Source organism: Azospirillum oryzae, from assembly GCF_008364795.1.
In the GTDB taxonomy this organism is placed as follows: domain Bacteria; phylum Pseudomonadota; class Alphaproteobacteria; order Azospirillales; family Azospirillaceae; genus Azospirillum; species Azospirillum oryzae.
In genome coordinates, this window is the sequence record NZ_VTTM01000001.1 from 467195 (window position 1) to 493091 (window position 25897).

Below are 25897 nucleotides of genomic sequence, written 5' to 3' on the forward strand. Positions count from 1 at the left end.
CTTTTCCATCCGGCCTGCCGCCTTGGGCATTTGGTGCGGCGTTCCGTCGCTCGACAGCCTGTCTCCAACACCGTTCCGGATCCGTTTCGTTGCCATCGCTCGCCCCCGCTCCGCTTGCCATCACCCTGTTTCTGCCCGACCTGGAAGACCGGCCGGATCGCCGCTCGACGGTCGACCTCGCCCATGGATTGCTGCGCGCCGGCGTTGCGGTGGATGTGGTGGTGCCGATGGGCGGGGGACCGCTGCGCGCGGCGCTGAACCCGGCCGTCGGGCAGATCGACCTCGCCAAGCGTCATGCCGCGACCTCGGCCCTGGCTCTGGCCCGTGTGATCGCGGAACGGCAGCCGTCACTGCTCGCCCTGCCGCGCGACGTGTCATGGGTCGGGCGGCTCGCGCTGTGGCTGGGACGCAGCGATGCGCGGCTTGTCGTGCTGGAGGGCGATGCGGAGACGGATTTCGCGGCTATTCGTGCCGCAGCGCCTCGATGGGGTTGAGGCCGGCGGCCCGACGCGCCGGATAAAGGCCGAAGAACACGCCGACCAGCCCGCTGACGACCACCGCCAGCACGATCGAATCGATCCGGATCAGAGTCGGCCAGCCGGCCAGCGCCGCAACCGCGACGGCGGTGCCGATGCCCAGCGTCACCCCGACCGCGGCACCGATCAGCGACAGGGTGATCGATTCGATCAGGAACTGCACCAAGATGTCGCGCCGTCGCGCCCCGATGGCGAGCCGCAGCCCGATCTCCCGCGTGCGCTCGGTCACCGACACCAGCATGATGTTCATGATGCCGATGCCGCCGACCAGCAGCGAGACCGCAGCCACGGCGGCCAGCAGGAAGGACAGGGCGCGCGAGGACTCGTCGCGGGTGGCCGACACCTCCGACAGGTCGCGCATCCAGAAATCGTCGTCCTGGCCGGGGATCAGCCGGTGGCGCTGGCGCAGCAGGTCGCGGATCTGCGCCTGCGCCTCCGCCATGTCGGCGCCGTCGCGCATCTTCACCACCATGGTGTGGATGAAGCGCGGGTTGCTCTTCGCCATGCCTGGGATGTTGCGCTTGGCGGTGGACAGCGGCACGAAGATGACGTCGTCCTGGTCCTGACCCTGCGTGTTCTGCCCCTTCTCCGCCAGCACGCCGACGACGGTCAGCGGGGTGGAGAACAGGCGCACCGGCTCTCCGATCGGATCGCCGCCGCCGAACAGGTTGCGCACCACCGTCTGACCGAGGACCACGACCTTGTTCGCCTGCGCCACGTCCTCGTCGGACAGGCCGCGTCCCAGCGCGACGGTCCAGTCGCGGGCTTCCATGTAGTCCGGCGTGATGCCGAACAGAACGGTGCCCCAGTTCTGGTTGCCGGCCACGATCTGCAAGCCCCAGCGCACCGACGGCGCCGTCACCACCACGCCGGGGATCTCCGACAGCACCGCCAGCGCATCGTCCTCCGTCAGCGACGACGCGGTACCGGCGCCCAGCTTCACCCCGCTGCGGACGATGCTGCCCTGCCCCACCAGGATCAGGTTGGTGCCCAGGCTGGCGATCTGGCGCAGCACCTGATCGCGGGCTCCGGCGCCCACCGCGACCATGGCGATCACCGCCGCCACGCCGATGACGATGCCCAGCATGGTCAGCGCACTGCGCAACGGGTTCGCCCGCAGGGACTCGAGCGCCGCGCGCAGGGCGTCCCAGCCGGTCATGGCGCGACCTCCGGTTCTTGACGCAGATCGTCGAGCAGGCGACCGTCGCGGAACTGCAGGACGCGGCCGGCGAAGCGTGCCACCTCCGGCTCGTGCGTCACCAGCACGACGGTGATGCCGCGCCGGTTCAGCCGCTGGAACAGGCCGATGATCTCCAGGCTGGTGGCGGTGTCGAGCGCGCCGGTGGGTTCGTCGGCCAACAGCAGCAGCGGATCGTTGACCAGGGCACGGGCGATGGCGACGCGTTGCTGCTGCCCGCCGGAAAGCTGGGTCGGCCGGTGTCTTGCCCGTTCCCGCAACCCCACCGAATCGAGGGCCGCCAGCGCCCGCTCCACACGCCGGGCATGGCCGACGCCGGCATAGACCATCGGCAGCATGACGTTGTCGAGCGCGGTCTGGCGCGGCAGCAGGTTGAAGGACTGGAAGACGAATCCGATGCTGCGGTTCCGCACCGCCGCCAGCGCGTCGGAGGACAGGCCCGCGACCTCTTGCCCATCCAGACGGTATCGACCGGAATCGGGACGGTCCAGGCAGCCCAGCAGGTTCATGAAGGTGGATTTTCCCGACCCGGACGGCCCCATCACCGCAACGAACTCGCCCCGGCGGATGGCGACGGTCACGCCGTCCAGCGCGTGGACGGTCTGCGGCCCCATGCGGTAGCGGCGGCTGAGGCCTTCGACAGCGATCAGGGGTTGGGGTGGAGCAGACTCAGAAGCCAAGGCGCGGTCCCCGGCGGCTGTCGCGGTCGGGAGCAAGGATGCCGGTGATGACCTCCTGACCGGCACGCAGATCACCGGACACCACCTCCGTATAGCTGCCGTCGCCGATGCCGAGCCGCAGCAGTATGCCGACCGGGCCGCCATTTCCCGGACCGGGCACCCAGACCGTCCGCATCGCTTCCGCCGCCCGACCGGGAGCCACCAGAGCCTCGAAGCGGTCGCGCTGTTCCGGGTCGAGCAGCCCGGCAATTCGCTCCAGGGTCGCGGTGCGGATGGCATTGGCCTCCACCCGGCGGCGTTCCGGGTCGCCGCCCTCGGCGTCCAGAGCGGCGAAGCGGTCGCGGGCCTCCGCGACCAGCGAGGTGATGTCGCGGCGCCTGGTTTCATCCAACATCAGCCCGTCCATCGCCCGCTTGGCCGCCGCCTCCAGCGCCGCGGCACCGCGCCCGCCATTGGTGCCGCCGGTGGTCGGCGTCGGCGCATCCGTCGAGGGCTCAGCTCCCGGCGGGCGGAAGCGCAGGGCGGCATTGGGCAGCTTCAGCGCCGATGGCCGCTCGTCCACCGTGATGCGCAGGTTGGCGGTCATGCCGGGCAGCAACCGCAGTTCCGGATTCTCCACCGTGATGACGACGATGTAGGTGACGACCGTCATGTCCTCCTTCGGCGCCAGCCGTACTTGCGCCACCCGCCCGGTGAAGCTGTCGCCGGGGAAGGCGTTGACGGTGAAGCGTACCGGCATGCCTTCGCGCACCCGGCCGATGTCGGCCTCGTCGATGTTGGCCAAGACCTCCATCTGCCGCAGATCCTGGGCGATGGTGAACAGGGTGGGAGCCGACAGGCTGGCCGCCACCGTCTGGCCGGTGCTGACCGCCCGGTTCACCACCACCCCGTCGATGGGCGAGCGGATGACGGAGCGGTTGAGGTCGACGCGGACCAGTTGCAGGGCCGCCTCGCGCTGGGCCACCTGGGCGCGGGCGACCTCCACCTGGGCGGCGGCGACCGCCAGCGAGGCATCGGCCGACGCCTCCGCCGCCTCGGCCTGCCGTTTCTGGGCCCGGGCGGCGATCAACTGGGCCTGGGCGCTGTGGGCGGCGGTTTCCGCCTTCTCCAGGTCGGCGGCGGCGACGACGCCACGACCCTGCAGGTCGCGCCGGCGCCGCAGGTCGCGCTCCGCGTCACGCTGGGCAAGGTCGGCGCGGACGATTTGGGCGTCGGCATTGGCGACGCTGGCCTTGGCGCTGGCAAGATCGGCCCGCGCCTTGTCGTGCAGCGCCTGCTGCTGGATGAGTGCCGCCTTGGCGGAATCGACATCGGCGCCGGCCTGGGCCAGACGGGCGGCCAACTGGTCGCCGTTCAGCCGGGCGAGGATCTGGCCGCTGGTGACCCGGCTGTTGAAATCGGCATACAGCTCCGCGATCTGGCCGGAGAGTTGGGAGCTGACCTCCACCGTCACCAGCGCGCTCATCGTGCCGGTGGCGGTGATGGCGCTGACCAGGGGGCCCTGCTCGACCCGCGCCAGCCGATAGGCCGGCCCCGGTTCCGCCCGCGCCAGCACGACATAGGCGGACAGGCCGGCCACGGCGCTGAGCACCAGTCCGAGGAAGATCGCCGACCGGCCGCTTGCTCTCTTGGCCATCCCAGCCCTCCGCGCCGCCCAAGCCCGCGCGATTGATCTGGGCGAGTTTACGCGAAAGTCATGGGCGACGGATCATCTATTGGCTTAGGGCTTGGCGATGTCGGGAGAGACCACGCGGTCGCCGGGACGAATGCCCAGCCGCGAGGCCATGCCGCCGTTCAGTTCCAGGATCGCCTTCACCGGCCCGTCGGAATTGACGGAGTCCAGCGATTCCGGCACCGCCCGCTCGTGGATGTTCACGATGCGGCCGTCGGCGGCGATGAACAGCATGTCGAGCGGGATCAGCGTGTTCTTCATCCAGAAGCTGGCCGGCTGCACCCGGTCGTAGACGAACAGCATCCCGGCATCGGCCGGCATCGACTGGCGGAACATCAGCCCCTGGGCCTGCTGGCCGGGGGTCAGCGCCAGTTCGACGTCGAAGCGGAACTTGCCGCCGCCCGACGTCTCGACGGTCAGTTTGGATTTCTGAAAGCTCTCCAGCGCCATCGCCGGGACGGCGACCACCAGCAGCAGGAGCGCCACGACCGCACCCCGAAAACTCCGACCGACCATCATGACTGTCCCCGAAGGCTGAACCGGCCCGAAAAACCGGGAGGCGCGCCAATGAAACACGGCACGCCTCCCAAATCCAATTAAGCCTGTTTAGGACTTCGCCAGACGGTCGAAGGCCTGGAGCTTGGCCAGCAAGGCCGGCATGTCCTTCAGCGGGACCATGTTCGGGCCGTCGCTGGGAGCGCAGTCCGGGTTCTCGTGCGTCTCCATGAAGACTGCGGCGACGCCGACCGCGATGGCGGCACGGGCCAGAACCGGGACGAACTCGCGCTGGCCGCCCGACGTGGTGCCCTGCCCGCCCGGCTGCTGGACGGAATGGGTGGCGTCGAACACCACCGGGAAGCCGGTCTCCGCCATGATCGGCAGCGACCGCATGTCCGACACCAGCGTGTTGTAGCCGAAGCTGGCGCCGCGCTCGCACAGCAGGACGCGCTCGTTGCCGGACGCGACCAGCTTGGCGGCGACGTTCTTCATGTCCCACGGCGCCAGGAACTGGCCCTTCTTGACGTTCACCGCGCGGCCGGTCTCTGCGGCGGCGATCAGCAGGTCGGTCTGGCGGCAGAGGAAGGCGGGAATCTGCAGCACGTCCACCGCCTCGGCGACCGGAGCGCACTGGGTCGATTCATGCACGTCGGTGATGACCGGGCAGCCGAAGCGCTCGCGGATTTCCGCGAAGATCGGCAGCGCCTTGTCCATGCCCAGGCCGCGCGCGGTGGTGATGGAGGTGCGGTTGGCCTTGTCGAAGCTCGACTTGTAGATCAGCCCCATGCCCAGCGCGCGGGTCATCTCCACCAGCGCGGACGCGGTCTCCATCGCATGGTCGCGGCTTTCCATCTGGCAGGGGCCGGCGATCAGGACGAAGGGACGGTCGTTGGCAACGGTCAGGTCGCCGATCTGGACAGGGCGCGGCGTGGTCATCGGAGTGCTCCAAAACGAAAACGGGCGAGAGGGCGCCCGTGGGCCTTTGCATCCCATTAAATGGGGGGATGGTCAATGGCGGGCGGCGGTGCGCGCTGCAAGCCACTTAGGCGCTTGCCGAATGCCCCCTCCCCGACCCTCCCCCGCTTTGCGGGAGAGGGAGCTGAGCGCATGAGCGGCGGAGTTCCCTCTCCCGCAAAGCGGGGGAGGGTTAGGGAGGGGGCAAAAGCACCTCAGAAATCGATAACCCTCACGCCAGATGCGTGCGGAAGAACTCCACCGTCAGCCGGTTGGCCTCGTCGGCCGCATCCTGGTCGTAATGCTCGCCACCCGGCCGGGCGAAGGCGTGGTCCATGCCGGGATAGACCTTCGCGGTCACCCACCTGTTGTCCTTCACACCGGCCACAACTGCGTCGCGCTTTTCGGGGCTGGAGAACTTGTCGTTCTCCGCGATGTGCAGAAGCAGCGGCTTGCCGATGTTGCCCGCCTCGCCCAGCAGCCCCTCCAGCCCGACGCCGTAATAGCCGACATTGGCCTCGGCGTCCGACCGCGTCGCCATCATGAAAGCCAGCCGGCCGCCCAGGCAGTAGCCGACGCTGCCGGCCTTGCCGGTGCAGCCATCCTGCCCGCGCACCCAGGCCAGCGCCGCCTTCAGGTCCTCCACCGCCTTGTCCTGGTCCATGCCGTTCAGCAGGGCGAAGGCTTTGTTCCACTCCGCTTCAGTCTTGTCGGTCAGTTGCACGCCCGGCTGCTGGCGCCAGAACAGGTCCGGGCACACCGCCAGGAAGCCTTGCGAGGCGTACCAATCGCATTGCTCCCGCATCACCGCGTTGACGCCGAAGATCTCCTGGATCACCACCAGCCCGCCGGCGGGCGTCACCTTGGGCTTGGCGACATAGGCCGAAAAGCGGCCGCCATCGGCGGCGTCGATCATCACGTCGGACATGGCTTTGTTATCCTCCCGTTGGCAAATCCGCCCCTGATATGGAGCGGACTTGCCCCCGGTCATCCCGCCATTCGTCAGAAACCGACGCTGAGACCGACAAAACCACCGTAATCGCGGCGGTTCTCCTCCCCCAGTCGGGCATTCAGACCGAGCGTGCCGGTCACCGACTCCGCCAGCTTGAAGGAGGCGCCGGCCGTCAGATCGACATAGCTGCGGTCGGGCTTGGCCACCGCCACGTCGTAGGCGAGCGTGGAGATGCTGCGGCTTTCCACCGTGATGCTGCGCTGGTCGTCCTTGAACTCCCGGTTCAGCGTCACCTTGGCATAGGGCAGGACGCTGCCGAAATCATAGGCGGCCTGATAGCCGACGCTGCCGACCAGCGAGTTGCGGGTCTGCGAGCGATAGGTGAAGCCGAACAGGCTGCTGTCCTCGCTGAACCCCTCCACCTCGACATGCTGGTAGCGCAGGCCCAGCACCGGACCATGGGTCAGCCCGCCGGTCATGAACTCATAGCCGCCCTCGGCGCCGATGGAGGCGTTGAAGCCCTCAGTGCTGCCGCCGGTGGAATGGTCGGTGCCGTTGATGGTCACGCCGCGACGCAGGTCGTAATCGGTGAAGCCGATGGACCCGACGCCATTCACGAAGGCGCCGCCCATGCGATAGACACCGTAGCCGCTCAGCACATACTCCCGCTGCTTGTAGTCGCCGCCGGTGGAAAAGCTGCCGCGGTAATGCGACGCGGTGCCGGCCACGCCGAGCAGCAGATTCTCGGTGAAGCGCTTGTCGATGCCGACGCTGACCGACAGCGGCGTGCCGCGCACCTCCGCCTGTCCGCCGATGCCGGGATCGCCGGTACGGTCACTGGTCAGCCGGCCGACCCCGCCGCTGATCCAGGCGCCGCTGGTGCCCGGCTTGCGGCTCCACAGGCTGTTCGCCGCCTGGGCGAGGATGGTGGCGGTCAGGCGGTCCCGGGTGTGGATCGGCGATTCGGCAAGCTGCGCCACGTTGCCGGGGGCGGTCAGCGCGTTCAGCACGAAGTCCGACACTGCGCGATGCCCGGCCGTGGTCGGGTGGACGCCGTCGGCGAACAGGTAGCTCTCCGCCGCGTTCGGCGTCACCAGCGAGGCGGAGGTGCAGAGCAGCGAACTGCTGGTGGTGCAGGCGGTGCCGGTCACATTGGCGAAGCCGAAGGAGGCCGGATTGGCCACCGCCGCCCGCAGAAGCGAATAGGTGTCGATCGGAATGACCGAGACGCCGGCATTCGCCAGTCCCAGCGTGACCAGCTGGTTATAGCCGCTGACCAACTGCGTGATCTGCGCCGCCGCCGTCGCGCCCTGCGCCTGACCGAACGGGGTCGATCCGATATCCGGCACCGTCGGCACCAGGATGGTGCGCGCACCGGCGGCGCGCAGCCTCGCCACCTGCGTCACCAGATCGCCGGCCGCCTGCGTCACCGTCGCCTGGGCGGTCGCCGGGTTGTTCAGTGCCGCGAAGATGTCGTTGGCTCCGCCCCAGACGGTGTAGAGCGCGTTCGGATCTGCCCGTCCGCCGGTGGAGGCGAGATAGTCGGAGACCTGAGTCGCGACGCTGGGCGCCAGGGCCGTCGGGCCTGTCGCCGGGACGCCGACCGACGTGTTCACCCGCGCGCCGCCGACCGCATAGTCGGTGCCGCCCCGTGCCGCGGTGGTGGCGGAGGTGCCGAACGCGCCGGCGACGTTCTCCGCCCATACCGGCCCCGGATTGGTGGTGAACTTGCCGCCGAAGGGCACCAGCGACTGGAACGCCCCGCTATCGGTCAGGCTGTCGCCGAAGAAGATGGTGGAGGAATAGTCCGCCGCGGTGGCCGGGACCGCGGCGAGCGCGGTCAGGCAGGTGGCGAGCGCGGCGATCCTGACGCGATTCATGGTCACTCCCCGATCCGATTGTTTGGTTGTGCGATTTTCCGCGGATCGTCGCACATGGTTTTCGGACGCGCAAGGAAGCTGACGTATAGGGAAGGCTCCGGACATGAAAACGCCCCGCCTTTGTGGGGCGGGGCGCGATCAGGCTTGAATAGGTCGCTTAGGAAACCGTCAGACCAACCGGCTCTGGTCGATGGCCGCCTTGATGAAGGCCGTGAACAGCGGGTGCGGCTCGAACGGCTTGGACTTCAGTTCCGGGTGGAACTGCACACCGATGAACCAGGGATGATCGGGGATCTCGACGATCTCCGGCAGTTCCCCGTCGGGCGACAGGCCGCTGAACCGCATGCCGCAGCGCTCCAGACGCTCCTTGTAGTACACGTTCACCTCATAGCGGTGACGGTGCCGTTCGGAGATGTCGGTGGTGCCGTAGACCTCGGCGACCTTGCTGCCTTCCAGCAGCTTGGCCGGATAGGCGCCGAGCCGCATGGTGCCGCCCAGGTCGCCGACCTCGGCACGACGCTCCAGCGTGTTGCCGCGCATCCACTCCGTCATCAGGCCGACGACCGGGTTGCCCGGCTTGCCCAGCTCGGTGGAGCCGGCATCCTCGATCTTCGCCATGTTGCGGGCGGCTTCGATCACCGCCATCTGCATGCCGAAGCAGATGCCGAAGTACGGCACCTTTCGCTCACGCGCGAATTGGGCCGCCCGAATCTTGCCTTCCGTCCCGCGGGAACCGAAGCCGCCCGGCACCAGGATGCCATGGACGTTCTCCAGCCGCTTCACCGCCGCGTCGTCGTCCTCGAAGATCTCCGAATCGATCCAGTCGAGGTTGACCTTGACGTTGTTGGCGATGCCGCCGTGGGTCAGCGCCTCGGCCAGCGACTTGTAGCTGTCAAGCAGGCTGATGTACTTGCCGACCACCGCGATGGTGACCTCGCCCTGCGGCTTGCGCACCCGCTCCATGATGCGGGTCCAGCGCGACAGGTCCGGCTCCTTGTCGGTCGGCAGGCTGAAATAGCTCAGGACCTGGGTGTCGAAGCCTTCCTCATGGTAGCTGATCGGCACCTGATAGATCGAATCGACGTCGAGCGCCGCGATCACCCGCTCCGGACGGATGTTGCAGAACAGCGCGATCTTCTTGCGCTCGTTCTCCGGAATCGGACGGTCGGCGCGGCACAGCAGGATGTTGGCCTGGATGCCGACGCTCAGCAGCTCCTTCACCGAATGCTGGGTCGGCTTGGTCTTCAGCTCGCCGGCGGTCGGGATGTAGGGCAGCAGGGTCAGGTGGATGTAGAGGACATTCTCCTGACCGACCTCGTTGCCGAACTGGCGGATCGCCTCCAGGAAGGGCAGCGACTCGATATCGCCCACCGTGCCGCCGATCTCGATCAGGACGAAGTCCTCGTCGGTGGCGTCGGCGCGGATGAACTCCTTGATCTCGTCGGTGATGTGCGGAATGACCTGGACGGTGCCGCCCAGGTAATCGCCGCGACGCTCCTTCGCGATCACGGTGGAATAGATGCGGCCGGTGGTGATGTTGTCGCCCTTGCGGGCCGAAACGCCGGTGAAGCGCTCGTAATGGCCGAGATCCAGGTCCGTCTCAGCCCCGTCGTCGGTCACGAAGACCTCGCCGTGCTGATAGGGGCTCATCGTGCCGGGATCGACGTTCAGGTACGGATCCAGCTTGCGCAGCCGCACCTTGTAGCCGCGCGCCTGGAGAAGCGCCCCAAGCGCCGCCGATGCCAGACCTTTGCCCAGCGAAGAAACGACGCCACCGGTGATGAAGATGTAGCGAGTCATGTCCGTCCGAAGAGCTTGAGAGCTGTTCCATGTCCCCGAAGGGGACGCATGTTTCCTGCCCCCATAGGGGGCGGATATTTCATGTCCCCGAGGGGTCGGCGCCGAAACTCACGTCGCGGTCGTCGGCCCTCAAAAGAAAGAGGCGGCTTCGGGGAGGCCGCCTCGCTGTCCGCTTCGTACCCGTGCGCTGGGAACTGTCCCTTTACTGGGACACCGGCGGCGCGGGTTGGGCCGGAGCGGCCGGCTGCGCCGGAGCCGCCGGAGAAGCCGGCAGCGTGTCGATGATCGACGCCGGGCGCGAATGGCCGCCGGCCAGGATCGCCAGCACGATGCTGGTGGCGAAGAAGCAGCCCGCCAGAATGCCGGTGGTCCGCGTCAGCAGGTTTGCCGTGCCGCGGGTGCTCATCATGCCGCCCATGGTACCGCCACCGATGCCGAGTCCGCCGCCTTCCGACCGCTGGATCAGGATCACGCCGACCAGCCCGACGGCGATCAGCAGGTGAATGACCAGAATCACCGATTCCATGCGATGCTCACCCCACGCCCATCCCAAAAATCGAATAGCGCGCCACAGGCCGTCTTAAGGGCCCGTGGCGCGCGCCCATTGTTTGTACCGCGCCGCCGCGGGATATGCCAGCGCCAAAATACCCAGGGCATATCCATTGGCGGCATGGCTGACACCAGCGCGGCGTATCAGCGGCAGGCGGTGGCGATGGCCCAGAAATCGTCGGCCTTCAGGGCCGCACCGCCGACCAGCGCGCCGTCGACATTCTCCACCGCCATCAGTTCGGCCGCGTTGTTCGGCTTGACCGAGCCGCCATAGAGGATGCGGACCTTCGCGGATTCGGCGATCTTGCCGTTCAGCTCGGCGCGGATGTGGGCATGCATCGCCTTCACGTCGTCCGGAGTCGCGGTCTTCCCGGTGCCGATGGCCCAGACCGGCTCATATGCGATGACGGTGTTCTCCGCCGTCGCGCCGGCCGGGATGGAGCCGGCAAGCTGGCCCGACACCACGGCGTTCGCCTGGCCGGCGTCGCGCTGCGCCTCGGTCTCGCCGACGCAGATGATGGCGACCAGACCCTCCTTGTGGGCGGCCACCGCCTTGGCGTTGACCATGGCATCGCTCTCGCCATGGTCGGCGCGGCGCTCCGAATGGCCGAGGATGACGAAGCGGCAGCCGGCATCCTTCAGCATGGTCGGCGCCACGTCGCCGGTGTGGGCGCCGGACGTCTTGGGCGCACAGTCCTGACCGCCCAGCGCCAGCGGGCTGTCGGCGATCGCCTCGCCCACCGGAAACAGCAACGGGAAGGGCGGGCAGACCAGCATGTCGAAAACGACCGGACCGGCGCCCTTCAGCCGACCGGCGAGGTCGGAGGCGAGATCCAGCCCGTCGGCCTTCAACCCGTTCATCTTCCAGTTTCCGGCGATCAGCTTCCGGTTGGCGGTCATGGTCGTTTCCTTCTTGTCTCGGCTTTATATGGGAACTTGTGGAACGTTCTTGGCCTCTCGTAACCCAAGCCCATAGCAAGCCCGCCGCGGAATTTCCACTCACCCGACCGGCACAACGCCCCCCGAAAGCCATAAGAGACATCTTGTAGCAGTCCCCAGGCGGAGGCCCGTCGGACCCACGGCGGAGCCGGACCAGACGAAGTGCCATGTTGCAGATGCCCTTTTACGGAATAGCATCATTCGCAACGCACCATTCCCCCGTGGCGAAGGCCTGACCCCTATGAAGAACTTCTCGGACCTGACGGAAAAGGAGCTGCTGGCGCTCGCCATCGCGCTGGAGGAGGAGGACAGCCGCATCTATGACGAGTTCGCCCACGCCCTCTCCGACAATTATCCCGACACGGCCAAACTGTTCAGCGCCATGTCTTCGGAGGAGGACGGTCACCGGCACCGGCTGCTGGAGCTGTTCCGCGCGCGCTTCGGCGACCACATCCCGCTGATCCGCCGCCAGGACGTGAAGGGATTCGTGGAGCGCAAGCCGGTCTGGCTGACCCGGCCGCTGGGCCTCGACACCGTGAGGCGTCAGGCCGAACTGATGGAGGCGGAGACCAAGCGCTTCTACACCCGCGCCGCCCAGCGGTCGCAGGATGCCGCCATCCGCCAGCTGCTGGGCGATCTCGCCGAGGAGGAGCGGCGGCACGAGGCCAAGGCCGAACGGCTGGAGGCGAAATACGTCTCGCCGGAAGTTCGGGAGCAGGAACACGAATCGGAACGCCGCCTGTTCCTGCTGCAGGTCGTGCAGCCGGGTCTGGCCGGGCTGATGGACGGGTCGGTGTCCACCCTGGCCCCGCTGTTCGCCGCCGCGTTCGCCACCCAGGACAGCCATGAGACCTTCCTGGTCGGTCTGGCCGCCTCGATCGGCGCCGGCATCTCGATGGGCTTCGCCGAGGCGCTGTCCGACAACGGGTCGCTGACCGGGCGCGGCAGTCCCTGGTTGCGCGGGCTGGTCTGCGGCGCCATGACCACGCTGGGCGGGCTGGGCCACGCCCTGCCCTATCTGATTCCGCATTTCTGGACCGCGACCGCCATCGCCGGCGCCGTGGTGGTGGTCGAACTGGCCATCATCGCCTGGATCCGCAACCGCTATATGGACACGCCGCTGCTGTCCGCCGCCTTCCAGGTTGTGGTCGGCGGGCTGCTGGTTTTCGCCACCGGCATCCTGATCGGCAGTGCCTGAGCGACGGCGAGAAAAGCCGTTTGCGGGAATGAGCTTGTTCTTGTAACCGAGCGCACGATTGTTTATGTCTGACTTGCTGTCCTAATTAGAACAAATCGAACCAACCGCGTGCCATGGCTGACCTTAAAGCGGGCGTGAACCAGCTCTTCCTCCGCGAGGAGGAACTCCGTACCGGGATGGAGCTGCTTTTCTACGCCTACCGCGAATTCACCGCCGAACCGGATGAAATTCTGGGGGAAATCGGCTTCGGCCGCGCGCATCACCGCGTGATCTACTTCGTCGGCCGCTATCCCAAGATCACCGTGTCGGAACTGCTGGCGATCCTGAAGATCACCAAGCAGAGCCTGTCGCGCGTGCTGGGCGAACTGGTGCGCCAGGGCTTCATCGACCAGCAGACCGGCGCCCGCGACCGGCGGCAACGGCTGCTGGAGCTGACGGAAAAGGGCGTGGAGCTGGAGCGCCAGCTGTCGGAAACCCAGCGTCAGCGCATCGCCCGCGCCTATCGTATGGCGGGGGCCGAGGCGGTGGAGGGATTCCGCAAGGTAATGATGGGCATGCTGGACGAGGAGGACCGGGCGAAATTCGCTCCGCCCGTTCCCCCCGCCCGTCTTGCCGTCAAACGCTAAGTCTGGAAACCTAAGTCTGGAAACGCTGGACCGGATCAGCCGGTCTTCGATTCGGTAGTCTCCACCGGCGTTGCGGATTGGGTTTCCGCCGGCTTGCCATCGGTTGCGCCGTCAGCCGGCTTTTCAGCGGCCGCCTTTGCCTCGTTGGGATTGCGGCGGCGGAAGCCGCCCTTGCGGTAAACCACGTTCTCGGAGGCGCCCGGCGGGCATTGGACGATGTTCCCACCCTTCGCGAGGAAGGCGCGGGTCATATCGGCGAGGTCTTGGGCGTCCAGGTCCCGGGGGTCGTTGGACCTGTGGTGGTCGGCCATCGTGATCGCTCCTCGTGTCTCTCGGCCCTCGTAGAGGACATATGGAGGATAACACGGATCGAGGCCGAAACGGCCAAACGCTTACACGCCTGCCCGCCATGCATACCCTAGGTATGTCCCGCATGGCGCCTCTATGTCGATTGCGGGGACCCGCGTTATAGTCCTGTCATGACCGAAGATCAGCCTCATATCCTGGTCGTCGACGACGACACCCGCCTGCGCGAACTTCTGCGCAAGTATCTCGCCGGCAACGGCTTTCTGGTCAGCACGGCCCGCGACGCCGCCGACGCGCGGGCGCAGCTGGGCGGGCTCGCCTTCGACCTGCTGGTGCTCGACATCATGATGCCGGGCGAGTCCGGGCTGTCGCTGACCGAATCGCTGCGGCGCGAGCGCGACCTGCCGATCCTGCTGCTGACCGCCCGCGACGAGCCGGACGACCGCATCGCCGGACTGGAGGCGGGGGCCGACGATTATCTCGCCAAGCCCTTCAATCCGCGCGAACTGCTGCTGCGCATCAACTCCATCCTGCGCCGGCAGGCGACGCGCCCGCCGGAGCCGGCAGCCCCGCCGGCGGTTCCCGTTCGGCTGGGTCCGCTCATCTATCTGCCCGACCGCGACGAGCTTCGCCACGGCGACGAGGTGATCCGCCTGACCACGGCCGAGGCCAGCCTGCTGCGCATCCTCGCCGCCTCCCCCGGCGTGACCTTCACCCGTGACGAACTGACCGAACGCAGCAAGGTCGCCGGCAACGCCCGTACCGTCGATGTCCAGGTGACCCGCCTGCGCCGGAAGATCGAGGCCGACCCGCGCGAGCCGCGCTATCTCCACACCGTCCGCGGCGAGGGCTATGTGCTGAGGCCGGATCCGTGACCGCCACCGGCAGCGGACGGGCCGGCGCCGACGGCGCGGCGGCCGGCCGGGCGGCGGCGGCGTACGCCGTTCCTGAAGCGCTTCCTGCCGCGCACCCTGTTCGGCAGGTCGCTGCTGATCATCGTCACGCCGGTGATCCTCGCCCAGGCGGTGGCGACCTGGATCTTCTACGACCGCCATTGGGACACGGTGACCAACCGGCTGGCCTATGCGGTCGCCGGCGATATCGCCACCGTCATCGCCATGCTGGAGCGCGACCCGTCGCAGGACGGCCGCGACTGGACGCTGGCCACCGCCGCCCGCACCACGGACCTGATCGTCACCGTGGAGCCGGACCAGACCCTGCCGGACCAGCGCCGAGAGCTGAGTGGCCTGCTGGAACGCACGCTGGGCAAGGCGTTGGACGAGCGGGTCGGCCGCCCCTTCACCATCAACACCCGCGTCGCCCATGAATGGTACGAGATCCGGGTGCAGATGGCCGACGGCGTGCTGTCGGTGATGTCGCCGGAACGCCGGCTGTTCACGCCGACCAGCTATATCTTCATCCTGTGGATGGTCGGGTCGGCCATCGTTCTGTTCGCGGTCGCCATCCTGTTCATGCGCAACCAGATCCGGCCGATCAAGCGGCTGGCCATCGCCGCCGACGCGCTCGGCAAGGGCCGTGACGTCTCCAACTTCAAGATGGAGGGCGCGACCGAGGTGCGGCAGGCGGCCTCCGCCTTCCTGCTGATGCGCGAACGCATCCAGCGCCAGATCAACCAGCGCACCGAGATGCTGGCGGGCGTCAGCCACGACCTGCGCACGCCGCTGAACCGGATGAAGCTGGCGCTCGACATGATCGAGGATCCCGACCTCGACCCCGAAGTGGAGGAGCTGAAGGCCGACGTCGCCGAGATGGAGGAGATGATCGAAGGCTATCTCGCCTTCGCCCGCGGCGAGGGGACGGAGGCGGTGCAGCCGACCGACCTGACCCGCCTGCTGAACGAGGTCGCCGCCGGCGCCCGCCGCGAGGGCACCGAGGTGACGCTGACCGCACCGGAGGGTCTGACCCTGCCGCTGCGCCCCAACGCGGTCCGCCGCTGCATCGCCAACCTGCTGGTCAATGCCGGCCGCCATGCCGGCACCGCCTGGGTCAAGGCCGAGCGCAAGGACGGCGTGATCGAGATCACGGTGGACGACGATGGACCGGGCATCCCCGCCTATCTGCGCGACGACGTTTTCAAGCCCTTCTTCCGCGTCGACAGCAGCCGCAATCTCGACACCGGCGGGTCCGGCCTCGGGCTGACCATCGCGCGGGATGTGGCGCGCGGCCACGGCGGCGACATAACGCTGGACGACAGCCCCTATGGCGGCCTGCGCGCGGTGATCCGGCTGCCGGTATGATCCAATGACGTGATTCCATGAAAAAGCCCGCCTTCATTCAGGCGGGCAATTCATGTCATGCAGCAACGGCCTCATCCCACCTTCCCTGCGGACAGGCAAGGTGGGGATGGGGGCAATGGACGGGTGTGTCTTTACTGATTCGCCGCCGCCGCGACCACGTTGGCGCCGGCCAGTTCACCGCCGATGCCGTTATTCAGCGCCCAGATGGCGGCCTGGGTGCGGTTGGAGGCGTTGATCTTGCGCAGCAGGCTCTTCAGGTGAACCTTCACGGTGGCTTCCGTGATGTTCAGGTGGTTGGCGATCATCTTGTTGCTGTCGCCGTTCAGCAGGCAGCGCAGGATCTGCACCTCGCGCTGCGACAGGCCCTTGCGCGACACCGGCATCTCGGTGCCGTTGCCGTTGACGCGGCCGGAGATCAGCAGCGCCGCCAGATGGGTCGGGAACACCTTCTCGCCCATCATCACCAGCTTCAGCGACTGGGCCAGCGCGTCGGACGACAGATCCTTCATCAGGTAGCCGTCGGCACCGGCTTCCAGCGCATTGGCAAGGCGGCGGGTGCACAGGTCGCTGGTCAGGATGACCATGCGGGTTTCCGGAAGCAGGGCGCGCAGGCGGCGCATCCCGTCGGCTTCCTCGTCGCCGCCATTCTGCAGATCCAGAAGAACAAGCTGAGGCCGCAAGCCGCTTTCAACCGACCCCAGCGCCTCCCGCAGGTTTCCCGCCTCGGCAGCGATCTGGAAAGGCGAATCTTCGAGAAGGCGCTTCAGCCCCTCGCGAAACAGTTTGTTCGAGTCGATAAGAAAAGCGCGCACTGAGTCCATCGTCCGCTCCCGCAATTTTGGTCGATCGTCATGACGTCGTGGCCAGGGTGGAGGCCGTCGTACAGAGGAAGGTCCCGACGCATTGGCGATTCGGCGATTACCCCTGGATAGCTTCGGCAGGCCGTTATTTAGGGGGAGGTTACCCCCGTGTCGTGTCCTACGGTACCACTCTCCGGAGTTAAAAGAAGAACGCATTGGGCATATGCGCAAAGCCTCTCCAAGATTGCCGGTTCCAAAGATATCACAGTAGCGAACATTGACGCGCTCGAAGGCGTTAACTGTTTTGTTAACCACCACTTATTTGCGTAAGCCGGCCTCTCTTAAGCGAGGAAGGGCACAATTTTCTCACACGAAGTTGCATTCGCAGCCGCCGACGTAGTGATGCCAACAGATAACCCGAATGGAGAGGCTACACTTTCGATATAGACGCGGCTGCGGCCATGGTCGTACCGCTTGACCGGCCCTGGCCGCCCATGCGCATTTCTGCCGGCTTCCGCCGCCCGGGGCGGGTACAGGACGAGGACGGGATGGGCTGGCAGATCATCGTCGCCGCCATGGCGGGCTATCTGGCGCTTCTGGGGCGCAGTGCGTGGAAGCAGGGTGAGTTCCGTCAGTTCCTGCGCAGCCTCGCCATCGTCGCCGCCCTGTGCGCACTGCTGGCCGGCGCGGTGGCCCTGGCGATGCTGCTGGACCGGACATAGCACCGCTCAGCCGCGTCCTCGCCCCCAACTCCTTACCGCCCCAATAAGAAAGGGCGCCGGCGGTTTCCCGCCGACGCCCTTGTTCGGAAGCGTTTTTCCTTCGCCGCGGCCGATCAGCTCAGCGGGATCGCCACGAAGCGCAGGTCGCCCTTGCGGTCGACCAGAAGCAGGACGGACTTCTTGCTCTGCTCCTTGGCCTTCTGGACCTTGGCGGTCACGTCCTCGGGCTTGCGGACCTCTTCCTGGCCGACCTCGATGATGACGTCGCCCGCGCGCAGGCCCTTTTCCGCCGCGGTGGAGTTGCCGGCCACCTCGGTGATGACCACGCCCTTCATGTCGGGCTTGATCTCGTACTGCTGGCGCAGCTCCGGCGTGATGGCGGTCAGCTTCATGCCGAGCGTTTCGGTCGGCTTCTGGGCCGGGGCCTTGTCCTTCGGCTGCTGCTTCTCATCCGGACCGGCGGCGAGCAGACCCTGCTCTTCCGCGGCTTCCAGTTCGCCGACCTTGACCTGGACGGTCTGCGACTTGCCCTTGCGCCACACCTCGACCGGAACGGCCTTGTCGATGCCGGTCTCGGCGACGACGCGCGGCAGACGGCGCATCTCGTCGATTTCCTTGCCGTCGAACTTGGTCACCACGTCGCCGGCCTGGATGCCGCCCTTGGCGGCCGGACCTTCCGGCGTGACGGAGGCGACCAGCGCGCCCTTGTGGTTGGGCAGCCCAAGGCTCTCGGCGATCTCCGGCGTCACCGCCTGGATGCGCACCCCCAGCCAACCGCGGCGGGTCTTGCCGTATTCCTTCAGCTGCGCCACGACCTGCTTGGCGAGGTTGGAGGGGATGGCGAAGCCGATGCCGACCGACCCGCCCGACGGTGAGAAGATCGCGGTGTTGATGCCGATGACTTCGCCGTTCAGGTTGAACATCGGGCCGCCGGAATTGCCGCGGTTGATCGAGGCGTCGGTCTGCAGGAAATCGTCATATGGGCCGGCGTCGATGTTGCGCTGGCGCGCCGAGATGATGCCGGCGGTGACCGAACCGCCCAGACCGAACGGGTTGCCGATGGCCAGCACCCAGTCGCCGACGCGCATGGCGTCGCTGTCGCCGAAGGGAACGGCGACCAGCGGGTGGCTGGTCTTGATCTTCAGCAGCGCGAGGTCGGTCTTGCTGTCCTTGCCGACCAGCTCCGCCTTGATGTTGGTGTCGTCCTGCAGGATGACGGTGATCTCGTCGGCGTCCTGAACGACATGGTTGTTGGTGACCACGTAGCCGTTCTTGGCGTCGATGACGAAGCCGGAGCCCAGCGAGGTCGCCTTGCGCTGCGGCTGGTCCTGCTGCTGCTGGCGGTCGAAGAAGTCGCGGAAGAAATCCTCGAAGGGCGAACCCGGCGGGAATTGCGGGATCTCCGGCCGCTGGCCCTGCGGACGCTGCGGCGCGTTCTGGCTGGTGGAGATGTTGACGACCGCCGGCAGCAGCTTTTCCGCAAGATCCGCGAAGCTTCCGGGCGCGTTGCGGGGCGGTGTCGCCGCCTGGGCTTGGGCGGGGGCGGCACCGGCGAGCGCGCCGATGACGGCACCGCCGGCCATGACCGAGGTCATGCCCCAGACGATGGCGGCGACCAGCGGCCGGACGCCCGCCTTGCGAGGCCGGGCTTCGGCCACGGCGCCGCGCGTGGCGGGTTCGAAGTTGGGTATGCGAATCAACGTGCTCTCCCTACCAGACGTCCGGCCGATTCCGTGGGCGGGAGCGGCCGCCCGGTTCTGGGCCATATATGTGTTGGGCCACGAGTATGGCCGCAAGATGGCGTGCCGGTCCAGTCGGCACCAGTGGAAATCTTAAGCCTTCGGATTTCCATTGAAACAATGCTGCGGACCGCCTGCCGTGGATACAGGCTTGCCGAACATGCCTGCGGCCGGATCGGGGATGACCCCGACCCGGCCGCAAGAGCGCGTCGATCCCGCGTTGCGGGGGCTTACTGCGCCGGCACGGGGGCCGGCGCGGGGGCCGGAGCCTGAGCCGCATTGGCGGCCGGACCACCGCCCGCCTGCGGACCCGGACCGCTGAAGTAGCGGAAGAACTCCCCGTTCGGCGACAGCACCATGGTGGTGTCGTTGCCGTTCAGCGACTTCCGGTAGGCTTCGAGCGACCGGTAGAAGCCATAGAAGCCGGGGTCCTGCGACGTTGCCTCGGCGATCAGCTTCAGCGCGGTGTTGTCGCCTTCGCCGCGCAGGATCTGCGCATCGCGCTGGGCCTCCGCGATGATGACCGTACGCTCGCGTTCGGCGCGCGACTTGATCTGCTGCGACTGTTCCTGACCCTGGGCGCGGGCCTCCGACGCTTCGCGTTCGCGTTCGGAGCGCATGCGGGCGAAGATCGACTGGCTGGTCTCCTCCGGCAGGTCGGCGCGGCGGATGCGGACGTCGACGATCTCGATGCCGAAGCGCTTGGCCTCGTCGTTCACCTGCCCCTTGATGTCGGTCATGATCCGGGCGCGTTCGTCCGACAGGACGGCCAGCACCGTGACATTGCCGAGCACACGACGGAGCGCGGAGTTGACGATGGAGTTCAGGCGCGTTTCGGCCACCGCCTCGGTCCCGGCGGTCTGGTAGAAGCGCAGCGGATCGTGGATGCGGTAGCGGGCGAAGGCATCGACGTCCAGGCGCTTCTGGTCGGCCAGGATGACCTGCTCCACCGGCGGGTCGAGGTCGAGCACACGGCGGTCGAGCAGCCGGACTTCCTGGATGAAGGGGATCTTGAATTTGAGCCCCGGATCCTGGATCACCCGGCGGGGTTCGCCGAACTGCAGGACCAGCGCCTGCTGGGCCTCGTTGACGGTGAACAGGGCGGAGGACGCGACGACGCCGAGTGCCACGATGGCGATGCCGGCGATGGCGAGGGTGCGTTTCATGATGCGATCCTCCTCACTGGCCGGACATTGACGGATTCTGGGGCAGCGAGGACAGCGGCTGCGTCTGCGTGCCGGACCGTGCGCCGCCCTGGCTGCCGCTCTGGTTCGGCTGCGACTGGCGCGGCGCCTGCTGCTGCGGCGCGGGCACCGCGTGCGGGACGAGCTGATTCAACGGAAGATAGGGAACGACGTTCTGCGCCGATCCGTCGACGATGATCTTGTTCCGGCCGCGGAAGATTTCCTCCATGGTTTCCAGATACATGCGCTTGGCGGTGACGTCCTTGTTCAGCGCATAGGCCTCGTACACCTTGCGGAAGCGGTCGGCATCACCCTGCGCCAGGCTGACCACCTGCTCGCGGTAGGCCGAGGCCTCCTGCACCAGCCGCTCCGCCTCGCCGCGGGCGCGCGGGATGATGTCGTTGCGGTAGGCTTCCGCCTCGTTGCGGGCGCGTTCGCGGTCGGCGCGGGCACGCTGCACGTCGTTGAAGGCGTCGATGACCGGCTGCGGCGGATCGGCCTTCTGCAGCTGGACCTGGGTGATCTCGATGCCGGCCTGATACTCGTCCAGCATGGTCTGGAGCAGCTGGCGGGTCGAGGTTTCGATCTGCTGGCGGGCCTCGGTCAGTGCAGGCTGCAGGTCGGTGCGGCCGATGACCTCGCGCATGGCACTTTCGGCGGCCTTCTTCACCGTCACTTCCGGCTCGCGAATCTTGAACAGGAAGTTGCCGGCGTCCTTGATGACCCAGAACACCGTGAAGTCGATGTCGATGATGTTCTCGTCGCCGGTCAGCATCAGCGACTCGTCCGGCACGTCGCGGTCGGTGCGGCCGCCGCCGACGGAGGAGCGGTAACCGACCTCGATCCGGTTGACGCGCGTCACCTTGGGCAACAGCACCGTTTCGATCGGCGACGGCAGGCGGTAGCGCAGGCCGGGCTGCTCCGTGCGCACCCATTGGCCGAAGCGCATGACCACGCCCTGCTCGTCCGCCTCGACGCGGTAGATGCCGCTGGCAAGCCAGATCAGGCCGAGCACGCCCGCGACCAGCGCGACGCCACGGCCGCTGCCGAAGCCGCCGGGCATGGCGCGGCGCAGACGATCCTGGCTGCGGCGCAGGAGATCCTCAAGGTCGGGAGGCTGCGGGCCACCGCCACCGCCGCCATTTCCCCCGCCCTGGGGACGCCCCCACGGGTTGCCCGGGCCGTTGTTGCCCGGCGGGGGACCCCAGGGACCGCCACCGCCGCCCCCACCTTGATTGTTCCACGGCATCCGACTGTGTCCCCCTCTGCGATTCGTCCCATCATGTGGAAGCGCAATGGCTTAAGCCCCGCGCATCCCTTTACCGATCTCGTCCGTCGGTCCTATAGTCCCCCTTACCCTTCGGCAAGGATTCCACCAACGGATATCCGCCAATATCGGGAAGACAGCGGAGTTTTCAACCATGGCGCAGATCAGCGAAGCTCAAGTCATGCAGGCGCTGAAGACCGTCATCGACCCGGACCGGGGCGGCGACATCGTCAGTTTGGGCATGTTGTCGGGCCTCGTGGTGCGCGACGGCCATGTCGCTTTTTCCATCGAAGTCGACCCGAAACGCGGCGCCCAGGCCGAACCCCTGCGCCACGCGGCGGAGAAGGCGGTCGACGCCCTGCCCGGCGTCCTGTCGGTCACCGCGGTGCTGACCGCCCATCGCGCCGCGCCCCAGGGTGCGCCGCAACAGGGGCATTCGCATGCGGGGCATGGTCACTCTCACGGACATTCACATGGCGGTGCGCCGCAGGGTGATCCGCAAAAGCCGCTTGTCCCCGGCGTGAAGGCCATCGTCGCGGTGGCCTCCGGCAAGGGCGGTGTCGGCAAATCGACCACGTCCGCCAACCTCGCGCTGGCGCTGGCCGCCAACGGCCTGAAGGTCGGTCTGCTCGACGCCGACATCTACGGCCCGTCGATGCCGCGGATGATGGGCATCTCCGGCCGCCCCAACAGCCCCGACGGCAAGCGCCTGGAGCCGATGGAGAATTACGGCATCAAGGTGATGTCCATGGGCTTCCTGGTGGCCGAGGACACGCCGATGATCTGGCGCGGTCCGATGGTGATGAGCGCGCTGCAGCAGATGCTGCGCGACGTGAATTGGGGCACGCTCGACATCCTGGTGGTGGACATGCCGCCGGGCACCGGCGACGCCCAGCTGACCATGGCCCAGCAGGTGCCGCTGGCCGGCGCGGTGATCGTCTCGACCCCGCAGGACATCGCCCTGCTGGATGCCCGCAAGGGCCTGAACATGTTCCGCCGCGTCGATGTCCCGGTGTTGGGCATCATCGAGAACATGAGCTATTTCTGCTGCCCCAACTGCGGCCACCGCACCGAAATCTTCAGCCACGGCGGCGCCCGCAAGGAGGCCGACGATCTCGGCATGGAGTTCCTGGGCGAGATCCCGCTGCACCTGTCGATCCGCGAGACCTCCGACCAGGGCCAGCCGATCGTGGTGTCGCAGCCCGACTCCGAGCACGCCCAGGCCTATCGCCGCATCGCCACCCGCCTGTGGGAGAAGATCGGCGGCGGCACCGGCGGCCGTGCCGCGCCGCGCATCGTGGTGCAGTAGTCGCTTGGGGGTGGGTATGACATCCCACCCCCGTCCCCCTTACCCATACCGCCGCAGCGCCTCCACCGTCAGCCCCAGGCCGACGGAGCCGAAGATGTTGCCCTCCACCACCCGCGCGCCCGGCGCCTCGGCCAGGATCGCGGCGCGGACCTGGGGCAGCAGGGTGGAGCCGCCGGTCAGGAACACCGCGTCGATGCGGTCGGCGGTCACTCCGGCGTCCGCCAGACAGTCACGGATGCGCGATCCGATGCGGGCGGCCAGCGATCCGGTGGCGCGGTTCAGCGCATCCCGGTCCACCGCCAGCGCCAGATCCCCGTCACCCCAATCGAGCGCCAGCTGCGCCGTCTCATGGTCGGACAGGGCGATCTTGGTCCGCTCCACCGCCATCGCCAGCGCGTGGCCCTGGCGGTGCTCGACCACGCCGATCAGGCGCTCGATCTTCTCGGGCTCGGCGGAATCGCGCTGCAGGCGCTCCAATTCGGCCATCGCCTTGGCGGTGTAGAGGAAGTTGATCTTCGCCCAGGTCGCCAGATCGAAATAGATGCTGCGTGGCGCCAGCAACCCTGCGCGCTTCATGGCGCTGCCCAGCCCCAGCTCCGGCATTGCGGTGGCGAGGCTGAGGTCGCGGTCGAAGTCGGTGCCGCCGACGCGGATGCCGTCATTCGCCAGAATGTCGCCGGCCCGGTCGGCCTTGCCGCGCCGTTCCGGCCCGATCCGCACGACGGAGAAGTCAGAGGTACCGCCGCCGATGTCGGCGATCAGCGCCAGTTCCTCCCCCGCGACCTGCTGCTCGTAATCGAGCGCGGCGGCGATGGGTTCGAACTGGAAGGAGACGTTGCGGAATCCGGCGGCCCGCGCGATCTGCCCCAGCGTCTCTTCCGCCGCGGCGTCGCCGGCCGGGTCGCCGTCGACGAAATGGACCGGGCGGCCGACGACCACGTCGCCCAGTTCGCCGCCCATCGCCTCCTCCGCCCGCTTCTTCACCAGATCGAGGAAGGTGCCGATCACCGCGCGGAAGCTGATGCGGCCCTTGCGCAGCGCGGTGTCGGCGTCGATCAGGTCGGTGCCGAGCATCGACTTGATGGAGCGCATCAGACGCCCTTCCACCCCCGACACATAGCCGTCGATGGCGGCTTGGCCGATGGTGGTCCGGTCATGCTCGAAGTCGAAGAACACCGCGGTCGGCAGGGTCGTGCGCGTGCCGTCCAGCGCCAGCAGCCGGAAGCCGTCCGCGTCCTGCACGCCCAGCGTCGTGTTCGAAGTGCCGAAATCGAGCCCGCACGCCGTCATGTCCCGCCTCCTGCCCGAATGACCGGTGCGGCCACCCGCCGCACCGGAAAAGGGGCGAGCCTATAACGGCTCCCGAGCGCCGGATCAAGCACCGCGCCTGAATTTCACCAGGAGTGGCGCATCCGCCGGGCACCCAGCGGACGGCTCGCCAGCACCACCGGCAGCAGGAACAGGGACAGGTTGGCCCAGGAGAAGGTGCGCTCCCGCCCGTCCTCCCTGCCCCGGCCGTGCTCCTGCCGCCGTTCCATCCAGCCGCCGCTGGCGCCCTGATACTCGGGCATGGCGGTCATAACCCCGCCGGACGTGGCCGGGGCAGAGCGGTTCTGGAACATGTCGCGCTCGATGGTGTGGGCCAGCGCCCGTTCGGTCATCTGCGGCGCCATGGCGTTGCCGACCGCGGCGAGGCGGCCTTCGGCACCGACGAACAGCTCGCGCTGCGGATTGCGGACCAGCGACAGGATGGCGGCGGCGACCTCCTCCGGCTGATGGATCGGGTTCAGCGGCTTCACGGCCCTGCCGGTGTAGTTGGCGGCATGCTGCCACAGCGGGGTGTCGATGGACGCCGGCATGACCATGCAGACATGGATGTCCGGCTCGTCCACCAACTCCTGCCGCAGGGATTCGGAGAAGCCGCGAACCGCGAACTTCGCCGCGGTGTAAGGGGTGGCATAGCGCTGGCCGATGTTGGACACCATCGACGCGGTGTTGATGATGACGCCCTCGCCACGGTCGAGGAAATGGGGCAGCACGGCGCGGCAGCCATGGACCATGCCGAAGAAGTCGGTGCGCACCACCTGCTCGAACACCTCGTCGGGGATGTCCTCGAACCGGCCGAAGGCGATGACGCCGGCATTGTTCACCCAGACGTCGATGCCGCCGAACGCCTGGATGGCGCGGTCGGCCAGATGCTGCATGGCACGCTGGTCGGTCACGTCGGTCGGCACCACCATGGCCCGGCCGCCGGCCTCGACGCATTCCTCCGCCACCTCGTGCAGGGCCGCCATCCGCCGGGCGGCAAGGATCACCGCCGCGCCCTGGCGGGCGAATTCCAGCGCGGTCGCCCGACCGATGCCGCTGGAGGCGCCCGTGATGACCACCACCTTGTCGTCGATGGAACGCTTCGCCATGACCGCCGTCCTTTCATTCCGATTTCGTCGATTGCGCCGTACAACAGCGCCGGTCGGCGAAAATCCCGGATGCGACCTTTCGGCCGCCGGTCTGGAGAAGCGGGCGCGAACCCGCTACAGTCACGGGTCTGGTAAGGATTTCGTCCTCAATCAACGTGGAGCGGGCGCGGTGCCGGCGAGAGAGCTTGACGTGAAGGGGCTGCATTGCCCGTTGCCTATCCTGCGCACCCGCGCCCTGTTGAACGGGATGGAGACCGGGGAGGAACTGGTGGTCTATGCGACCGATCCGGCCTCCGTCATCGACTTCCGGCATTTCTGCAACACGACCGACAACGCGCTGCTGTCGCACGAGACCCAGCCGGACGAGGTCCACAAGACGGTCTTCATCTACCGCATCCGCCGCGGCGTTTGAG

General features: G+C 67.6%; 25 protein-coding genes. 8 read left to right on the forward strand and 17 right to left on the reverse strand.

Annotated elements, in window-relative coordinates:
- Nucleotides 1-89 precede the first annotated feature (89 nt).
- Nucleotides 90-494: a hypothetical protein gene (locus FZ938_RS02220; RefSeq protein WP_149197055.1), complete on the forward strand. Its 405-nt coding sequence runs from the start codon at nucleotides 90-92 to the stop codon at nucleotides 492-494.
- On the opposite strand, the gene FZ938_RS02225 is transcribed toward FZ938_RS02220, so the two are convergent.
- From FZ938_RS02225 to tpiA, 10 genes are all read right to left on the reverse strand, one after another.
- Nucleotides 463-1695: an ABC transporter permease gene (locus FZ938_RS02225; protein WP_149197056.1), complete on the reverse strand. Its 1233-nt coding sequence runs from the start codon at nucleotides 1693-1695 to the stop codon at nucleotides 463-465. The two genes, FZ938_RS02220 and FZ938_RS02225, sit on opposite strands and share 32 nt — an antisense overlap.
- Nucleotides 1692-2414 (reverse strand): ABC transporter ATP-binding protein, encoded by a 723-nt coding sequence (locus tag FZ938_RS02230; RefSeq protein WP_281399604.1) that lies wholly within the window; start codon nucleotides 2412-2414, stop codon nucleotides 1692-1694. Before FZ938_RS02230 ends, FZ938_RS02225 begins: the two co-directional genes overlap by 4 nt.
- The gene (locus FZ938_RS02235; protein WP_149197057.1) at nucleotides 2404-4050 is read right to left on the reverse strand and encodes an efflux RND transporter periplasmic adaptor subunit; all 1647 of its coding nucleotides are present in this window, start codon (nucleotides 4048-4050) and stop codon (nucleotides 2404-2406) included. The genes FZ938_RS02230 and FZ938_RS02235 overlap by 11 nt, the downstream gene beginning before the upstream one ends.
- A gap of 84 nt (nucleotides 4051-4134) precedes the next feature.
- Entirely contained in the window at nucleotides 4135-4572 is a 438-nt protein-coding gene (locus FZ938_RS02240) for a DUF192 domain-containing protein (RefSeq protein WP_246457437.1), read from the reverse strand.
- A 120-nt stretch (nucleotides 4573-4692) separates the two neighbouring features.
- Nucleotides 4693-5520: a 3-deoxy-8-phosphooctulonate synthase gene (gene kdsA, locus FZ938_RS02245; protein ID WP_136705560.1), complete on the reverse strand. Its 828-nt coding sequence runs from the start codon at nucleotides 5518-5520 to the stop codon at nucleotides 4693-4695.
- Nucleotides 5521-5770: 250 nt separating this feature from the next.
- Nucleotides 5771-6466, reverse strand: coding sequence for a dienelactone hydrolase family protein (locus FZ938_RS02250; protein WP_149197058.1), 696 nt, complete (start codon nucleotides 6464-6466; stop codon nucleotides 5771-5773).
- 74 nt (nucleotides 6467-6540) lie between these two features.
- On the reverse strand, nucleotides 6541-8370 hold the full coding sequence (locus FZ938_RS02255; RefSeq protein ID WP_174757293.1) for an autotransporter domain-containing protein: 1830 nt from the start codon (nucleotides 8368-8370) through the stop codon (nucleotides 6541-6543).
- Nucleotides 8371-8538: 168 nt separating this feature from the next.
- Nucleotides 8539-10170, reverse strand: a complete 1632-nt coding sequence (pyrG, locus tag FZ938_RS02260) for a CTP synthase (protein WP_149197060.1) — start codon at nucleotides 10168-10170, stop codon at nucleotides 8539-8541.
- 202 nt (nucleotides 10171-10372) lie between these two features.
- The gene (gene secG / locus FZ938_RS02265) at nucleotides 10373-10696 is read right to left on the reverse strand and encodes a preprotein translocase subunit SecG (protein ID WP_085089319.1); all 324 of its coding nucleotides are present in this window, start codon (nucleotides 10694-10696) and stop codon (nucleotides 10373-10375) included.
- Between the two features lie 167 nt (nucleotides 10697-10863).
- A complete protein-coding gene (gene tpiA / locus FZ938_RS02270; protein WP_149197061.1) occupies nucleotides 10864-11619 on the reverse strand; it encodes a triose-phosphate isomerase in 756 nt (251 codons plus the stop codon).
- Nucleotides 11620-11899: 280 nt separating this feature from the next.
- On the opposite strand from tpiA, the gene mbfA reads away from it, so the two are divergent.
- Nucleotides 11900-12856, forward strand: a complete 957-nt coding sequence (gene mbfA / locus FZ938_RS02275; RefSeq protein WP_149197062.1) for an iron exporter MbfA — start codon at nucleotides 11900-11902, stop codon at nucleotides 12854-12856.
- Nucleotides 12857-12969: 113 nt separating this feature from the next.
- Entirely contained in the window at nucleotides 12970-13482 is a 513-nt protein-coding gene (locus FZ938_RS02280; RefSeq protein WP_149197063.1) for a MarR family winged helix-turn-helix transcriptional regulator, read from the forward strand.
- Nucleotides 13483-13517: 35 nt separating this feature from the next.
- On the opposite strand, the gene FZ938_RS02285 is transcribed toward FZ938_RS02280, so the two are convergent.
- On the reverse strand, nucleotides 13518-13793 hold the full coding sequence (locus FZ938_RS02285) for a hypothetical protein (RefSeq protein ID WP_246457438.1): 276 nt from the start codon (nucleotides 13791-13793) through the stop codon (nucleotides 13518-13520).
- A 168-nt stretch (nucleotides 13794-13961) separates the two neighbouring features.
- Here FZ938_RS02285 and FZ938_RS02290 point away from each other — a divergent pair, with 168 nt between their 5' ends.
- A complete protein-coding gene (locus FZ938_RS02290) occupies nucleotides 13962-14663 on the forward strand; it encodes a response regulator (RefSeq protein WP_109074764.1) in 702 nt (233 codons plus the stop codon).
- Nucleotides 14664-14735: 72 nt separating this feature from the next.
- On the forward strand, nucleotides 14736-16046 hold the full coding sequence (locus FZ938_RS02295; RefSeq protein ID WP_246457883.1) for an ATP-binding protein: 1311 nt from the start codon (nucleotides 14736-14738) through the stop codon (nucleotides 16044-16046).
- 131 nt (nucleotides 16047-16177) lie between these two features.
- Here the strand turns inward: FZ938_RS02295 and FZ938_RS02300 are convergent, their stop codons facing one another.
- Nucleotides 16178-16867: a LuxR C-terminal-related transcriptional regulator gene (locus FZ938_RS02300; protein WP_149197064.1), complete on the reverse strand. Its 690-nt coding sequence runs from the start codon at nucleotides 16865-16867 to the stop codon at nucleotides 16178-16180.
- 473 nt (nucleotides 16868-17340) lie between these two features.
- On the opposite strand from FZ938_RS02300, the gene FZ938_RS02305 reads away from it, so the two are divergent.
- Nucleotides 17341-17568 carry a hypothetical protein gene (locus tag FZ938_RS02305; RefSeq protein WP_149197065.1) on the forward strand — a complete coding sequence of 76 codons (228 nt, stop codon included), beginning with the start codon at nucleotides 17341-17343 and terminating at the stop codon, nucleotides 17566-17568.
- 113 nt (nucleotides 17569-17681) lie between these two features.
- Here FZ938_RS02305 and FZ938_RS02310 read toward each other — a convergent pair whose 3' ends face one another.
- The 3 genes from FZ938_RS02310 to hflK all read right to left on the reverse strand — a co-directional run bounded on the left by FZ938_RS02310 (nucleotide 17682) and on the right by hflK (nucleotide 21740).
- Nucleotides 17682-19334, reverse strand: a complete 1653-nt coding sequence (locus FZ938_RS02310; RefSeq protein ID WP_246457439.1) for a DegQ family serine endoprotease — start codon at nucleotides 19332-19334, stop codon at nucleotides 17682-17684.
- A gap of 203 nt (nucleotides 19335-19537) precedes the next feature.
- A complete protein-coding gene (gene hflC, locus FZ938_RS02315; protein ID WP_149197066.1) occupies nucleotides 19538-20473 on the reverse strand; it encodes a protease modulator HflC in 936 nt (311 codons plus the stop codon).
- Nucleotides 20474-20486: 13 nt separating this feature from the next.
- On the reverse strand, nucleotides 20487-21740 hold the full coding sequence (hflK, locus tag FZ938_RS02320; RefSeq protein WP_149197067.1) for an FtsH protease activity modulator HflK: 1254 nt from the start codon (nucleotides 21738-21740) through the stop codon (nucleotides 20487-20489).
- Between the two features lie 172 nt (nucleotides 21741-21912).
- On the opposite strand from hflK, the gene apbC reads away from it, so the two are divergent.
- A complete protein-coding gene (gene apbC / locus FZ938_RS02325; protein ID WP_149197068.1) occupies nucleotides 21913-23067 on the forward strand; it encodes an iron-sulfur cluster carrier protein ApbC in 1155 nt (384 codons plus the stop codon).
- Between the two features lie 39 nt (nucleotides 23068-23106).
- Here the strand turns inward: apbC and FZ938_RS02330 are convergent, their stop codons facing one another.
- Both FZ938_RS02330 and FZ938_RS02335 read right to left on the reverse strand, forming a co-directional pair.
- A complete protein-coding gene (locus tag FZ938_RS02330) occupies nucleotides 23107-24357 on the reverse strand; it encodes an Hsp70 family protein (protein ID WP_149197069.1) in 1251 nt (416 codons plus the stop codon).
- Between the two features lie 104 nt (nucleotides 24358-24461).
- Entirely contained in the window at nucleotides 24462-25484 is a 1023-nt protein-coding gene (locus FZ938_RS02335) for an SDR family oxidoreductase (RefSeq protein WP_149197070.1), read from the reverse strand.
- On the opposite strand from FZ938_RS02335, the gene FZ938_RS30905 reads away from it, so the two are divergent.
- On the forward strand, nucleotides 25447-25896 hold the full coding sequence (locus FZ938_RS30905) for a sulfurtransferase TusA family protein (RefSeq protein ID WP_246457885.1): 450 nt from the start codon (nucleotides 25447-25449) through the stop codon (nucleotides 25894-25896). The genes FZ938_RS02335 and FZ938_RS30905 overlap by 38 nt on opposite strands.
- The last annotated feature ends 1 nt before the right edge of the window (nucleotide 25897 follow it).